This window comes from Saccharopolyspora sp. NPDC003752, assembly GCF_053605825.1.
Genome location: NZ_JBSGJZ010000009.1, coordinates 263,669 through 276,895, shown reverse-complemented (window position 1 = coordinate 276,895; position 13,227 = coordinate 263,669). Strand labels below are relative to the sequence as shown.

Annotated in this window: 13 protein-coding genes; 3 read left to right on the top strand and 10 right to left on the bottom strand. The window is 70.0% G+C overall.

Going from position 1 to position 13,227, the window contains the following annotated elements; all coding sequences use genetic code 11:
* Positions 1–122 precede the first annotated feature (122 nt).
* Together ACWEV3_RS15160 and ACWEV3_RS15155 are read right to left on the bottom strand one after the other, a co-directional pair.
* Positions 123–1,013 carry a VOC family protein gene (locus ACWEV3_RS15160; protein ID WP_452614427.1) on the bottom strand — a complete coding sequence of 297 codons (891 nt, stop codon included), beginning with the start codon at positions 1,011–1,013 and terminating at the stop codon, positions 123–125.
* A gap of 43 nt (positions 1,014–1,056) precedes the next feature.
* Positions 1,057–2,241: a hydroxylase gene (locus ACWEV3_RS15155; protein ID WP_452614426.1), complete on the bottom strand. Its 1,185-nt coding sequence runs from the start codon at positions 2,239–2,241 to the stop codon at positions 1,057–1,059.
* A 185-nt stretch (positions 2,242–2,426) separates the two neighbouring features.
* On the opposite strand from ACWEV3_RS15155, the gene ACWEV3_RS15150 reads away from it, so the two are divergent.
* Positions 2,427–2,978, top strand: coding sequence for a MaoC family dehydratase (locus tag ACWEV3_RS15150; RefSeq protein WP_452614425.1), 552 nt, complete (start codon positions 2,427–2,429; stop codon positions 2,976–2,978).
* Positions 2,979–3,014: 36 nt separating this feature from the next.
* Here the strand turns inward: ACWEV3_RS15150 and ACWEV3_RS15145 are convergent, their stop codons facing one another.
* The 3 genes from ACWEV3_RS15145 to ACWEV3_RS15135 form a co-directional block, all read right to left on the bottom strand.
* Entirely contained in the window at positions 3,015–3,389 is a 375-nt protein-coding gene (locus ACWEV3_RS15145; RefSeq protein ID WP_452614424.1) for a nuclear transport factor 2 family protein, read from the bottom strand.
* Positions 3,390–3,491: 102 nt separating this feature from the next.
* Positions 3,492–3,731, bottom strand: coding sequence for a hypothetical protein (locus ACWEV3_RS15140; RefSeq protein WP_452614423.1), 240 nt, complete (start codon positions 3,729–3,731; stop codon positions 3,492–3,494).
* A 12-nt stretch (positions 3,732–3,743) separates the two neighbouring features.
* Positions 3,744–4,910: a Rieske 2Fe-2S domain-containing protein gene (locus ACWEV3_RS15135; protein WP_452614422.1), complete on the bottom strand. Its 1,167-nt coding sequence runs from the start codon at positions 4,908–4,910 to the stop codon at positions 3,744–3,746.
* A 302-nt stretch (positions 4,911–5,212) separates the two neighbouring features.
* Between ACWEV3_RS15135 and ACWEV3_RS15130 the strand changes: the two genes are divergently transcribed.
* The gene (locus ACWEV3_RS15130; RefSeq protein ID WP_452614421.1) at positions 5,213–6,013 is read left to right on the top strand and encodes a mycofactocin-coupled SDR family oxidoreductase; all 801 of its coding nucleotides are present in this window, start codon (positions 5,213–5,215) and stop codon (positions 6,011–6,013) included.
* A gap of 441 nt (positions 6,014–6,454) precedes the next feature.
* Here ACWEV3_RS15130 and ACWEV3_RS15125 read toward each other — a convergent pair whose 3' ends face one another.
* From ACWEV3_RS15125 to ACWEV3_RS15105, 5 genes are all read right to left on the bottom strand, one after another.
* Positions 6,455–7,096, bottom strand: a complete 642-nt coding sequence (locus ACWEV3_RS15125; protein WP_452614420.1) for a class I SAM-dependent methyltransferase — start codon at positions 7,094–7,096, stop codon at positions 6,455–6,457.
* A 266-nt stretch (positions 7,097–7,362) separates the two neighbouring features.
* The gene (locus ACWEV3_RS15120; RefSeq protein ID WP_452614419.1) at positions 7,363–8,139 is read right to left on the bottom strand and encodes an SDR family NAD(P)-dependent oxidoreductase; all 777 of its coding nucleotides are present in this window, start codon (positions 8,137–8,139) and stop codon (positions 7,363–7,365) included.
* 5 nt (positions 8,140–8,144) lie between these two features.
* A complete protein-coding gene (locus ACWEV3_RS15115) occupies positions 8,145–9,455 on the bottom strand; it encodes an MFS transporter (RefSeq protein ID WP_452614418.1) in 1,311 nt (436 codons plus the stop codon).
* Between the two features lie 183 nt (positions 9,456–9,638).
* Positions 9,639–10,166, bottom strand: coding sequence for a nuclear transport factor 2 family protein (locus ACWEV3_RS15110; protein WP_452614417.1), 528 nt, complete (start codon positions 10,164–10,166; stop codon positions 9,639–9,641).
* A 377-nt stretch (positions 10,167–10,543) separates the two neighbouring features.
* A complete protein-coding gene (locus ACWEV3_RS15105; protein ID WP_452614416.1) occupies positions 10,544–12,094 on the bottom strand; it encodes an FAD-binding protein in 1,551 nt (516 codons plus the stop codon).
* Positions 12,095–12,356: 262 nt separating this feature from the next.
* Between ACWEV3_RS15105 and ACWEV3_RS15100 the strand changes: the two genes are divergently transcribed.
* Positions 12,357–13,196 carry an SDR family NAD(P)-dependent oxidoreductase gene (locus tag ACWEV3_RS15100; RefSeq protein ID WP_452614415.1) on the top strand — a complete coding sequence of 280 codons (840 nt, stop codon included), beginning with the start codon at positions 12,357–12,359 and terminating at the stop codon, positions 13,194–13,196.
* Positions 13,197–13,227: the final 31 nt, after the last annotated feature.

The following is a 13,227-nucleotide window of genomic DNA, read 5'->3' as shown; positions in this document are numbered from 1 at the left end:
GTCGTTCTACGTCCGGACCCCGGGCGGCTGGGACCTCGAAGTCGGTTGCGAGGGCATGCTGGTCGACGAGTCGGCCTACTCGGCGGAGGTTTCTCCGCGCCGCGCTTCGTTGTCGGGTCAGGTCAGCTGCTGAAGTCCCACTTGTGGCCCCAGTAGCTGTCGGCCGTGATCTCCTCCGCCGAGTAGGCCGACTCGTCGACCAGCATGCCCTCGCAACCGACTTCGAGGTCCCAGCCGCCCGGGGTCCGGACGTAGAACGACACCATCTTGTCGTTCGTGTGACGCCCCAACGTGGACGACACGTGGTAGCCGCTGTCCATGACCCGGTCCAGCGCCCGGCCGACCTCGTCGAGGGTCTCGCACTCGACCATGATGTGGACCAGGGCCGGGGACTTGAGATCCGGCGACGGCAGCAGCGCGAGGCTGTGGTGCCGCGCGTTCACACCCATGAACCGGAGGCGGACCGGGCCGTACTCCGGGGGCGCCGGCAGCCGGAAGGCCCCTCGCGGCAGGAAGCCGAGCGTCTCGGCGTAGAAGCGGTACGCCCCGTCCAGGTCGCTCACCGGCACCACGACGTGGCCCAGCCCCAGCGCCCCGGTGACGAAGCGGTTGCCGAACCGCGTCGCGACCGGGCTGTGGTCCAGCGCCGGGCCGTGGAAGATCTCCAGCGGGGTTCCGCCCGGTGCGTCGAAGGCGATTCCCGCCTCCACCCGGCGGGTGTCGGCCTCCTCCAGGGTCAGCGGCTTCGGGGCTAGCCCGGCCGCCTCGACCGCGGCCTGGACCCGCTGGAGGCCCAGGTGGTCGCGGACCTCCCAGCCCACGGCCTCCACCCGGTCCACATCGCCGGGCAGGACGACGATCCGGCCGATCCGCTCGTCCACGCGCAGGTACAGCGCGTCCTCTTCCGGCCCGCTGCCCTCGGCGAAACCGATGGTCTCGAAGGCGAACTTCCGCCAGGCGTCCATATCCGTGGCGCGGATCCGGACGTAGCCCAGTGAGCTGATGTCGGTCATGCTCTTCCTCTCCTCATGTCGTAGGTGCCGGACGTCGCCGGCGTCAGATCAGCGCCCGCAGCGGCCCGTCCGGTTCGATGCCCAACGACGTCAGGGCATTCGAGTGGTAGATCGAGCCGGGGATGTGGATGGCGTGCTGCAGGCCGACGTGCGCGTCGCGCCAGAAGCGCTGCATCGCGTTGTTGCGGCGCACCGCATTCCCGCCGGACCGGGCGAAGATCTCGTCGACCGCGGACACCGCGCGCCACGCGCAGCGCACCTGGTTCCGGCGCACCACCGACCGGTCCTCGAAGCTGATCGGCCGGCCCGCGTCGACCATGTCGTAGAGCCGGCTGACGCCGTCGAGCAACTGGGTGCGCGATCCGGCGATCTCCGCGGCTGCCTCGGAGATCGCGTACATCGTGTGCGGGTCGTCGCGGACCCGGGTCCCGGCCGCCATGACCCGGTCCCGCTGGTAGTCGAGGTGACAGGCGAGCGCGCCTTCCGCGATGCCGATGACCGCCGCCGTGATGCCCAGCGGGAACATCGTCCAGAACGGCAGCCGGTACACCGTGTCGGTCCGGCCGGCGCGCTCGGCGGCCAGCTCGCCCTGGGCGACCTCATCGGCGTCGATCGTCCGGTACGCCGGGATGAACGCACCGTCGACGACGACGTCCTTGCTCCCCGTGCCGCACAACCCGATGACGTCCCAGGAGTCCTCGACGATCGTGTAGTCCTTCCTCGGCAGGACCACGTGCATCGTCTTCACCGGCTGCGCGGGCTTGCCGTCGGCGTCGCCGAGCATCGCACCGAGGAAGATCCAGTCGCAGTGGTCGGTTCCGGAGGAGAACTGCCACCGGCCGCGGAGGACGTAGCCACCGTCGGTCGGGGTGGCCACGCCGCTGGGCATGTACGGGGAAGCGATCCAGGTGTCCCCGTTCTCCCCCCAGACCTCCTCCTGGAGCCGGCGGTCCATGAGCGCCATCTCCCACGGGTGGACGCCGCCCACCCCGCACACCCATCCCGTCGATCCGCACACCTTCGCGACCGCCATCACGGCTTCGGCGAAATCGCGCGGGTGGGCTGCGTATCCGCCGAAGTCGGTCGGCTGCAGAAGCCGCATGACCCCGGCCTCGCGCACCAACTTGACGCTCTCATCCGCCAATTTGCCGAGGCGTTCGGTCTCTTCCGCGGTCGCTGCGAGCCGGGCGGCGACCTCCTCCACTCGGCGAACCACATCGTGCGCCATGCAGGCACCTCCGGAAATGATCAAGACGGCCGCTCCCGCCACCGATGTGCCAGGGCGTGCTAGACGCTAGGTTCGGCTTCCGGGCCGCTCCCAGCACTGCTCCCGCTGACCGGGACCGACCTGCGCGCCCGGACTTCCGCAGCTGCGGCGCGGGTCCGCGCCAGCGCAACTTCCCAAGCAAACGCTTGGCCAGTTATGCTCCCGGTGCCGAGATGGAGCAGGCCGGTGCCGCGGGCACGGCGGAAGGGCAGGAACAGGTGGCCGAGGAATCCGGGGGCGCAGCCCCGTTCACCGTCGACGGACTCGACGAGCTCCGCGCGGCCGTCGGCACGACGCTGGGCCCCACCGCGTGGCTCCCGATCGACCAGGCGCGGATCGACGGCTTCGCCGACGTCACCGGCGATCACCAGTGGATCCACGTCGATCCGGTGCGGGCGCGCAAGTCCGCGTTCGGGTCGACGATCGCCCACGGCTACCTCACGCTGTCGCTGTGCAACTACTTCCTGCCCCAGCTGCTGTCGGTGCGCGGCGTCAGCATGGGGGTCAACTACGGCGCCGACCGCGTCCGCTTCCCGGCGCCGGTGCCTGCCGGATCCCGCATCCGCGGCCGTGGCGAGGTCCTCGCCTGCGTCGACGTGCCCGGCGGGGTCCAGGCGACTATCCGGATCACCGCGGAGGTCGAGGGCCAGGCCAAGCCGGCGTGCGTCGTCGAGACGCTCAACCGCTGGCTGGCCTGACCCCGGAAACCCGTGCCCCGCAACGGACGCGTGCCGTCACGAGGCGGACTGCACGTCCTCGGGGCTCCAGAACGCCCGCATGCTCGTGATCCGCCCGTCCTCGTCGAAGGTCATGACGTCGATCGGCTCGACCTCGACCGCTCCGTCGGGCGTCTCGGTGCGCACGCGGAAGTGGAACGCGGCGCTGTCCCCGGCCGCCCGCACCGCGAGCAGCTCGCTCTCCCGGCGCAGGTTCTCGATGGCCGAGTAGAACTCGGCGATCGCGTCCCGGCCGCGCAACGGCTCACTTCCCACCGGATCTTCGAGCGTGGCGTCCTCCGCGTACAACGCCGCGATCTCCGCCGCTCCCCCGGTCCCGATGGCCTTCACATAGCTCGCGACGACGTCGCGGATGACGGACGGCTCCGGCATGTCCGATGTCCTCTTCTCGTGGTCGGCCCGCGCCGCGGCGGGCTGGTGGCGGTGATCCGGATCGGCCGGCTCCTCGGCTGCGAGGAGTCGGCCGTCCCGGGATCACGGCTGCGAAACGCGGATTCGCCCATCGCGCACCGCGGTTTCGATGCTGTCGCGCAACTTCAGGCACGTCAGCACCGTTGCGCGGTCGGCGGTCGGGCTCCGCGCGAGCTCGACGCACTGCTCGGTGTCGCTCGTCCACTGCACGAGCGTGTGGGCCAGGCTGTTCTTCTTGACCAGCACGCACGTGCCGCAGCTGCGGCAGGACACGGGCTGGAGCGGAATCTCCTCGTCGGTCATGGAGCGCGCCGATCAGGCGGTGGGGGCGCTGTCGTCGACGATGATCCGGCCGTTGGCCAGGTTGTCATCGACCTCGGCCTGCCAGAACTGGATCGCCCGCTCGGTGTCGATCTCGAACTCGAACCGCTGGGTCATCTCCGGCTGGACGTCCTCGACATCGACGTAGAACTGCTCGTACCAGCGCCGGAGCTGGTAGACCGGGCCGTCCTCCTCGCACAGCAGCGGGTTGTCGATCTTCGCCTTGTTCTGCCAGATCTCGACGTCCTGCAGGAAACCCTTCTCCACTCCCGCGGCGAACGCCTGGGCCATCTGCTCGGCCTCCTCGTCGGACATGCCGTCCGGCTTCTTGACCATCGCGCCCCACTGCAGCACGAAACTCGTGGGCGACACCGGGTAGTGGCAGTTGATCAGCACGGTCTCGATCGTCTGGTCTCCCACGTCGCTCCACAGGTAGTCGATCATGTAGGAGGGCCCGTAGTAGGAGGCGCTCGAACGCAGGCTGCTGTCGTCGGAGTAGTTCGTGCCGATCTTCACGTCCGGCCGGGCCTTGCTGTGCATCGTCTGGGTGGCGACGTGGCCCTCGAACACGTTCTTGAAGTACGTCGGGAACGAGTAGTGGATGTAGAAGAAGTGCGCCATGTCCACGACGTTGTCGACGATCTCCCGGCAGTTCGATCCGTCGATCCGCAGCGAGTTCCACGTCCACGACGTCCACTCGTCCGAATCCGTGCCGGGGATCTCCGGGATCGTCACGTCCGGCGGAGGCTGCTTCCCCTGCGGGTCGTTCCACACGAACAGCTGCCCGTTGCGCTCCAGCACGGTCCACGCCTTCGTGCGGGCCCGCGGCGGCACCCGCCGCGCGTACGGGATGCTCGCACAGCGCCCGCTGCCCGACCAGCGCCAGTCGTGGAACGGGCAGGCGACCTCGTCGCCCTTCACCTCGCCCTGGCTCAGGTCGCCGCCCATGTGCGGGCAGTACGAGTTGAGCACGTTCAACTTCCCGCTGCTGTCGGCGAACACGACCAGCTTGGTGCCGAACGCCTCGATCGCGTGCGGCTTTCCGTCCCGGTAGTGGTCGGCAAGGCCGAGGCAGTGCCAGCCGCGTGCGTAGCGAACCGGCGGAGCCGCCGCCTCGATCACCCGCACCTCGTTCTCGCCCGCCGCTTGCAGTGACGTCATGAGGGCTCCTTTGCCTCCGTCTTGCCAAAGCTCATCAATGGTGGGAAGTCCGGGCGGGACGAAAACAGTCGACCTCCCGCTCACCGAGACCGATCTCGGCCGGCGCGTGCCCGCCCGCAGCTTCCGGCGGTCGCCGTGGACCGCGACCGGAGATGACCCGGTACTCGGCCCGTCATCGCGGCGCCAGCCCTCGCCCGGCGGGCCACCGCGCTGATAACGTAGCAAGCGCTTGGTCGTTACAGCGCGCGCCGGGCCGCTGGGCCACCGTGCCGCCGAGGACGGAACCGTTCAGGAGGAAACCCATGAGGCTGTCCGGGAAAGTCGCTTTCATCACCGGCGCCGCGCAGAGCCAGGGCCGCAGCCATGCCGTGCGGCTGGCCGAGGAGGGCGCGGACATCATCGCCGTGGACATCTGCCGGCAACTCGACGTCGTCAAGTACCCGATGGGCACCGAAGAGGGGCTGGCCGAGACCGTCCGCCTGGTCGAGAAGCACGGTCGGCGCATCCACACCGCCGTTGCGGACGTGCGGGACGCGGATCAACTCGCGGCCGTCCTCGACGCGGGTGTCGCCGAGCTGGGCGGCCTCGACATCGTGGCGGCCAACGCGTCGATCTGCACCACGCAGCCGTCCGAGGACCTGACCCCCGAGATCTGGCAGACCACGCTGGACATCAACCTCACCGGGGTGTGGAACACCTGCGCGGCCGCCATCCCGCACCTGCTCGCCTCTGGCGGCGGCAGCATCGTGATCACCGGTTCCACCGCGTCCCTCAAGGGACTCCCCTTCTTCCTGCCCTACGTGGCGGCGAAGCACGCGGTGGTCGGCATCGCGCGATCGCTCGCGCTGGAGTTCGCCGACCGGGGCATCAGGGTGAACACGATCCACCCCACCGGCGTCGACACGCCGCAGGGGCATTCGCCGGTCCTGCCGACGCTCCTGGAGAAGCGGCCGGACCTCGGACCGCTGTTCATGAACACCCTCCCGGTGGAGCGCGTCCAGTCGATCGACATCAGCAACGCGCTGGTGTACCTGGCCTCCGACGAGGCCCGGTACGTGACCGGCGCGAACTTCCCGGTGGACGCGGGCAACACGATCCGCTGAGCGATCGGGCTGCGATCGGGAGGACTGCGTTCGATGGACGCCGGGATCGCCACGATCCCGGCGTCCGCACCGGCTCCCGGGAGCCGGACGATGCTGTGACCGCGTAGGTCCGCCGGGTTGATGGTCGTGGCGGTTGGATCCGCGGTGACGTCCGATCCGGCCCCGGGAGGCGCGGTGGCTGAGCCTGTCCGTGTGCAGACTGACCGACCAGGAGAGGCAGAAGCTACAGCAGATCGGGCGCCGCGGCAGCACAAGTTCGGTGCGATAACGGCACGCACGCCGACCTGCGCTGGCACAACGCCAACGCCCGCCATCGCGACGTCCTGGCCGCAGAACGCGAGGAACGCGCCCGCATCCGCAGCGAGAAGGGCATCCGCTGGGGCGGACGACCACTCACCTCAGCAGCATGACCGCACCGCCCCATCCCGCGGCCGCACAACGTCAGGGGCGGAGCGCCACCAGGAGATCAACCACGTAGGTCTCTTCCACCTCCTCGCGAGGAAAAAGCCTTCCCAGCCTCTCACGCTCATCGACGAAAAATGCATGGCGGGCGGCCTCTTCAAGGACGAGGAATGCCGAGCGGCTGCCAATGTTGGCGAGATGCACGTCGAGAGGGACGATGCGGCTCCAGCGCACTTGACGGCGCGCAACCCGCTGCCCCGTCAGCCCCGCCAGCCGGATGGCATCGCTGTCCGAAGGGCGCACCGCAGACCTTGGGTTCACCCCGCAGTGGTGCGCGATTCTCTCGTGCTGCTCGCGGATCCACGGCACGTCGAAGGCCGTGGTGTTCCACCAGATCGCCAGCGCACCGCCCGCTCGCAGGACACGCAACGCCTCCGGGACGGACCGGCCGGGTTCGGTCCACTGCCAGGACTGCGCATATGTGATGAGGTCACAGGACGCATCGGCCAGCGGCAGAGCATTGCCGTCACCCCTCACGATCGGCACCCCCGGGAGCGCCTGGTGGAGCTCACCAGCCATGGCTTCACCCGGCTCGACAGCGATCACATCCGCACCCCGCTCCCGCAGCAGCACGCTGGCGATTCCGGTACCCGCGCCGACATCGGCGACCCGGGCACCCACCAAACGACAGTCTGCGAACTCCTCGATGGAGTCAAAGAGCTCGGCTGGATAAGAAGGCCGACTCGCCGCGTACTGAGCTGCGGCTACATCGAACGACTGGGCGCGAGAGCTAGCGGTCATACCCTCATCATCCCCCTCTCCGCACCAAACATCCGACCACCGCCAAACCGATGATCGTTTCCGGTCACAGCACTGGAAAGGGTGCAGGCCGCCCGCCGTCCCAGCCTGATCAGGAGGGACGACGGGCGGCCATCAGCCTTTCGGCGTCAGTCGACGAGCGAGCCGAGGCGGTCGCTAGCCGTGACGCCGCCGTCGACGAACATCGTGCTGCCGGTGACGAAACTGGCTTCGTCGCTGAGCAGGAAGCGGACGACGGACGCGACCTCCTCCGGTTGCCCTACTCGGCCGAGCATCGCATCGCCGCGCATCCGGGCCCCGCGCCGGGTGTCGGCGAGGCTGCGCTCCAGCATCGGCGTTTCGATGTACCCGGGGCAGACCGCGTTGACCCGGACTCCGGCCGGGCCGAACTGCGCGGCCAGCGACCGGGTCAGCCCGAGGACTCCCGCTTTGGAAGCGCTGTAGGACGGGATGTTCGCCTGCCCGAGGGTCGCGTTGATGGACGAGATCGCGACGATGGCCGAGCCCGGCTGCGCCTTGAGGTCCTCGGCGAGCGCCGCGGCCGCGTAGGCGTACGCCGTGAGGTTGACGTCGAGGACCCGTTGCCACGCCTCGCGCGACAACTCCGTCACCGGTGTCGAGTCGACAACACCTGCGGCATGGACGAAACCGCCGATCCTGCCGACGGCCCGTCGGGCTTCGCCGAGGACGTCGTCGTACCGGGCCACGTCGGCGACATCGATCCCGGACACGGCGACCGGTGTCCCGTGGTCGTGCTCGATCTGCTTCGCGACGGCGGTCGCGCCCTGCTCGTCGCGATCCCACAGCACCACCGGTCGGCCGGCGGCCGCCAGGGTGCGGGCGCAGGCCGCGCCGATCCCGGATGCCGCGCCGGTGACCAGCACCGGCGTCTTCGGAGATGTCATGGCACTCATCGCGTTTCCTCCATCGTCGCACCGGAATCCGGACGGCCCGCGACGGCTGGGCCGTCGTCGGTGAGGTCACGGCCCCTGGTCTCGGCGATGAGCCAGATCGACACGATCGTGATCGCCGCCGACAGGGCCGCGATGGCGGTCAGCGGCATGCTCGAACCCCCGGTGGCGGCGACGAGGCTGGTGGCGATCAGCGGGGTGAAGCCGGCGCCGAGCAGGCTGGCGAGCTGGTAGCCGAGCGAGACACCCGTGTACCGGACGCGGGTGCCGAACATCTCCGAGAGCATCGGCGCCAGCGGCGAGTACATCAGGTTCTGCAGCACCTGGGCGATCATCAGCCCGGCCGTCATGACCACCACGGACCCGCTGTCGACCATGGCGTAGAGCGGCAGCGCGAAGAGCACCGTGCCGACCGCGCCCACCATGACCACGCGGCGCCGCCCGAACCGGTCGGACAAGGCGGAGAACAAGGGGATGCAGACGATCGAGACGGACACCGTGAACAGCAGCGCCCGCATGACATCGGACATCTGGTACCCGAGCCCCGTGGCGTAGGCGATGATGTGCGAGCTGGTCAGGGCCGTGAGCGCGAAGGGCCCGATCCCGGCGGCGCACGCCAGGACGAGCGCGCGCGGCTGCCGCAGCAGCTGCAGCGCGGGCACCTTGGGCTGCGCCTGGGATTCCGCGACGGCAGCGGCCTCGCGGAACACCGGGCTTTCGACGACGCTCAGCCGGACGTACAGCCCGATCATCAGCAGCACCGCGCTCAGCAGGAAGGGCACCCGCCAGCCCCAGGAGAGGAAGGCCTCGCTCGGCAGGAGGGTCACCACCGTGACCGCGGCGGTGGAGAGCAGGAAGCCGAACGGCGAGCCGAGCTGCATGATCCCGACCCACGCCCCTCGGCGCCTGGAGTCGGCGTGCTCGATGACCATCAGCGCCGCACCGCCGTACTCCCCGCCGACCGCCACGCCCTGCACGATGCGCAGCAGGACGAGCAACACCGGGGCGGCGAAGCCGATCTTGTCGTAGGTGGGCAGGACGCCGATGAGGAAGCTGGCGCCGCCCATCAGCATCATGGTCACCACGAGCATCGACTTGCGCCCGAGCCGGTCGCCGAAATGCCCGAACAGGAGCCCGCCCAGGGGACGCGCCACGTAGCCGGCCGCCAGCGTCCCGAAGGCGGCGACGGTCGAGACGCCCGGGGTGAGCGCCGGGAAGTAGAGCTTCCCGAACACCAGGGCCGCCATCGTGCTGTAGAGCAGGAAGTCGTAGTACTCGATGACGGTCCCCAGCAGGCTGGAAAGCGCCACCTTGCGCAACTGTGCTGACCCGACGGAAGACGGGCCGGCACCCGTCGGGGTTGGTTCCTGCGAGTTCATCGGGGGCCTCCAGCCGATACCCGGCCAATGGGGAATTTCCTCTGTGGACCGTTCACCGGTCGCACCGCGCGGCGATCGAGGAGGAACGCCGCGTGTCGTGCGGCAGAGCGCCCGCTAGAGCCGGCCGCGGAGGTAGGAGAAGAACCCGGGCGTCTTGGTGACGCGGAGGCGGGTGAGCTTGCGGTAGCTGATCCGCCATCGCCCCTCCACCTTCCGGTATTCCTCGCGGTAGTGGCCGTAGCCGTGCATGTGCTCGGTGACGTCGCCGTGCTGCCACCAGAGCTCGTCCTCCATCGCCCAGATCCCGCGCGCCGTGGTCGGGGAGGTGAGCTCGATCTCCGGCATGTGCCCGTGGTGCACCGTGGTGACCTTCGTGTCGCCGTCGAGGAGCCCGGAGATCGCCTTGGTCAGCGCCTCGGCGCCGACCACCTTGTTCCCCTGGCCGTCCGCCTGCGGCCGGTTCGCGTCCGGAACGTCGGCGTAGGACTCGCTGACCACGTCGTCGGTGTGGCACTCCGCGTAGCGGTCCCACTGCTTGGTGTCCATCACGCGAAGGCGCCTGGCGAACAGGGCCTGGATCTCCGAGATCGCCAGCAGCTCCTCGGCCGCCGACGGCGTCGCATCCACGGGAACGCTCGACATGCCTTTCCTCCTGCGTCGTCCTTGACGTTGACCGGCAGTCGCGGTGGCGACGACCTCCGCCCGAAATGCACCGGGCGGCGCGCGGATCCGGCGGGCGTTCAGCGTTCAGCCCGCTTCGTTATTCCGCGAATTGCCCAAGCGCTTGCTTGATGGCGGGAAGGTTAACCACGCGCCGGGGAGGCGTCAAGGCGAAGGCCGCGTTTCCGTCGAGCGAGGTCGCGGCGGGCAAGCAGAACGCCGCGAGGCGGGTGGCCGGAAACCGGCCCGCAGCTCGCGGCGATCGTCGAATTCGAGCGGGTGCTCCCCCGGCGCTCTCTGCGCCAGGGCGGCCCCGTTCGCGCAACGCGGCAGTCGTCAGCACGACCCGCCGGTCGTGGTCATCGTGCGAGCATGTCCAGCGCGGCGAGGTGGCTGAACACCATGCACGATCCGATCGGATTGCCCCCACCCGGGTACGCGGTCCCGCTGACCGCCGCCATCGAGTTGCCCGCGGCGTAGAGGCCCGGAATCGCGCTTCCCGACGTGTCGAGCACCCGGGCCCGCGCGTCGGTGCGCAGGCCGCCCTTGGTGCCGAGATCGGAGATCCCGAACGCAGCGGCGTGGAACGGTCCCTTCTCGATGGGGACCAGCGGCGAGCCGTCCCCGGCGAACGCCCGGTCGTACGGCTCGGCACCGCGGTGGAAGTCGTCATCGGTTCCGGCGGCCGCGAACGCGTTGAACCGCGCCACCGTCCGCACCAGGTTCTCCGCCGGGACACCGATCTGCTCGGCGAGCTCGCCCAGGGTGTCGGCGCTGAACCACAGGCCGGCGTCGACGTAGTCCTCGGTCTCCCCCACCGGGACGCTGGTCGAGCGCACCGGCGGCCGCGCTCCCTCGCGGTCGTCGTAGATCATCCAGAACGGCAGCGTCACGCCGCCGTCGCCGATGCGGTCGATGACGACGCGGCCGATCCGGTCGTACGGCCAGGACTCGTTGACGAAGCGCTCCGCGTTGTCGTCGACGAAGATCCCGCCGGTGAACCACAGCGAGAACGTCGACGTCCCGTCGGGGTGGGTGATGCCGGGCGACCACCACGCCTCCGACATCAGGTCGGTGTCCGCGCCGGCGTCGATGCCGGCCTGGATCGCCTTGCCCAGGTTGCCCGGCGGCCCCATGGCATCGCGCGCCGCCCCCGGGACCTGGTGCTCGGTCCGCATCGACTGGTTCCGCTCGAATCCGCCGGCGGCGATCAGCACGCCCCTGCGGGCGCGGATCCGGCGCCGCCGGCCACCCTCGTCGACCACGGCACCGACCACGACGTCGCCCTCGCGCACCAGCTCGTCGCAGACGGCGCCCCGGCGCATCCGAACCGCGTCCTGCTTGGACAGCGCGAGGAGCAGCCTGCCGATCAACGCCTGCCCGCCGATGAGCAGGTCGGCCGGCGGATTGCCCGCCCGGTCGACGTCCAGCGGCGGCCGGAGGGAGTCCCGCAACGCGCCGAGCCGCGCGGGCTCCAACGGCGTCGGCATGATGTGCCGACCGGTCGCACTCGCCTTCGGGGCGGACCCGAAGTAGTCCGGCCACGGGTAGACCAGGAACTCGAAGTCGTCGTCGGCTTCCAGGTAGTCGACCAGCCGTCCGCCGTTGTCCAGGAACGCGTCCTGCAGCTCCCGGGGCGTGCGATCCCCCACCACGGCGCGGAAGTAGGTCTTGGCGTCCGCCAGGGTGTCCTGGTCACCGGCCCGCCGGAGCACCGCGTTGCCCGGGAACCACAGGCCGCCGCCGGAATACGCCGTGGTGCCGCCGAACTTGTCGGTCGCCTCGGCCACGATCACCGAGAGCCCCTCCCGGGCCGCGGTGTAGGCCCCGGTCAGCGCTCCGCCGCCGGAACCGATCACCAGCACGTCGCACTCGTCGTCCCAGCGGTTCGAAGTCTCTTCCGTCGCCATGGGATCACGATGCTCCCGGGCGACTCCGCCGTGCCGATTCGATCCCACTGACCAAGACGGACACTTCCCGCTCGCGCGGCTGAGCAAGCGCTCGGGCGGGAGCGTCCGGAGCCGGCCGCGGGCCCGGTGCGGTGCGGATTCCCGATGAGCGGGAGGCCTGCGGGCATTCGGCGGGCAAGGCTGGAAGCCTGGTGCTTTCGGGTGGCGCAGGAACCGGCGATCCCGCCCAATTCGGGCCATTCCGCCGCTGAAAGGGAATCCGATGGGACGACTCGATGGCAAGGTGGCCATCATCACCGGCGCCGCGCAGGGCTTGGGAGCCGCCACCGCGCGGCTGTTCGCCGCCGAAGGAGCGGCCGTGGTGCTCGGTGACGTGCTCGTCGACGCGGGGCAGCAGGTCGCGGACGAGATCGGTTCGCGCGCGATGTTCCACCAGATCGACGTCCGGGACGAGGCGGACTGGCGCGCGTTGGTCGCCGCGTCCGCCGACCGGTTCGGCGGCATCGACATCCTCGTCAACAACGCGGGAATCCTGCATTGGGCGGAGATCGAAGAGCTGTCGGTCGCGGACGCCCAGCAGGTGCTCGACATCAACGTGCTCGGCGTCCTGCTCGGCGTCAAGGCCGTGGTGCCGGCGATGAAGGCGGCGGGGCGAGGCGTGATCGTCAACACCTCGTCGGTGGACGGGCTCCGCAGCGTCAACGGCCTGGCCGCGTACTCGGCCAGCAAGTGGGCGGTGCGCGGGTTGTCCCGGTCGCTGGCGTACGAGCTGGGCCCGTCCGGAATCCGCGTGTGCACCATCCATCCCGGCGGGATGAACACCGCGATGGGAAATCCCGCCGGCGAGTCCGGCGAGGCGCTGCAGCAGCACTACGTCGACGTGCCGTTGCAGCGCATCGGCGAGCCGGAGGAGATCGCCCAGGTGACGCTGTTCGCGGCCAGCGACGCGGCGAGCTACCTGTCCGGGGCCGAGATCGCGGTCGACGGCGGCTGGTCGGCCGGAACGTACTACCCGACGCTGCCCGGCGCGCCGGACGGATCGCGAGCGGGACGGCGATCGGGACCTCGTTTCGCGCAGCGGTGCATCCTCTCTAGCCGGTGAGCGGTGAACGGCCTGTTCGCCTCGATAGGCG

What these genes read in the sequence shown, in the direction of transcription:
- ACWEV3_RS15160 (WP_452614427.1), bottom strand. Translation starts at nt 1,013, where the DNA reads ATGACCGACATCAGCTCACTGGGCTACGTCCGGATCCGCGCCACGGAT.
- ACWEV3_RS15155 (WP_452614426.1), bottom strand. Translation starts at nt 2,241, where the DNA reads ATGGCGCACGATGTGGTTCGCCGAGTGGAGGAGGTCGCCGCCCGGCTC.
- ACWEV3_RS15145 (WP_452614424.1), bottom strand. Translation starts at nt 3,389, where the DNA reads ATGCCGGAGCCGTCCGTCATCCGCGACGTCGTCGCGAGCTATGTGAAG.
- ACWEV3_RS15140 (WP_452614423.1), bottom strand. Translation starts at nt 3,731, where the DNA reads ATGACCGACGAGGAGATTCCGCTCCAGCCCGTGTCCTGCCGCAGCTGC.
- ACWEV3_RS15135 (WP_452614422.1), bottom strand. Translation starts at nt 4,910, where the DNA reads ATGACGTCACTGCAAGCGGCGGGCGAGAACGAGGTGCGGGTGATCGAG.
- ACWEV3_RS15130 (WP_452614421.1), top strand. Translation starts at nt 5,213, where the DNA reads ATGAGGCTGTCCGGGAAAGTCGCTTTCATCACCGGCGCCGCGCAGAGC.
- ACWEV3_RS15120 (WP_452614419.1), bottom strand. Translation starts at nt 8,139, where the DNA reads ATGACATCTCCGAAGACGCCGGTGCTGGTCACCGGCGCGGCATCCGGG.
- ACWEV3_RS15110 (WP_452614417.1), bottom strand. Translation starts at nt 10,166, where the DNA reads ATGTCGAGCGTTCCCGTGGATGCGACGCCGTCGGCGGCCGAGGAGCTG.
- ACWEV3_RS15105 (WP_452614416.1), bottom strand. Translation starts at nt 12,094, where the DNA reads ATGGCGACGGAAGAGACTTCGAACCGCTGGGACGACGAGTGCGACGTG.
- ACWEV3_RS15100 (WP_452614415.1), top strand. Translation starts at nt 12,357, where the DNA reads ATGGGACGACTCGATGGCAAGGTGGCCATCATCACCGGCGCCGCGCAG.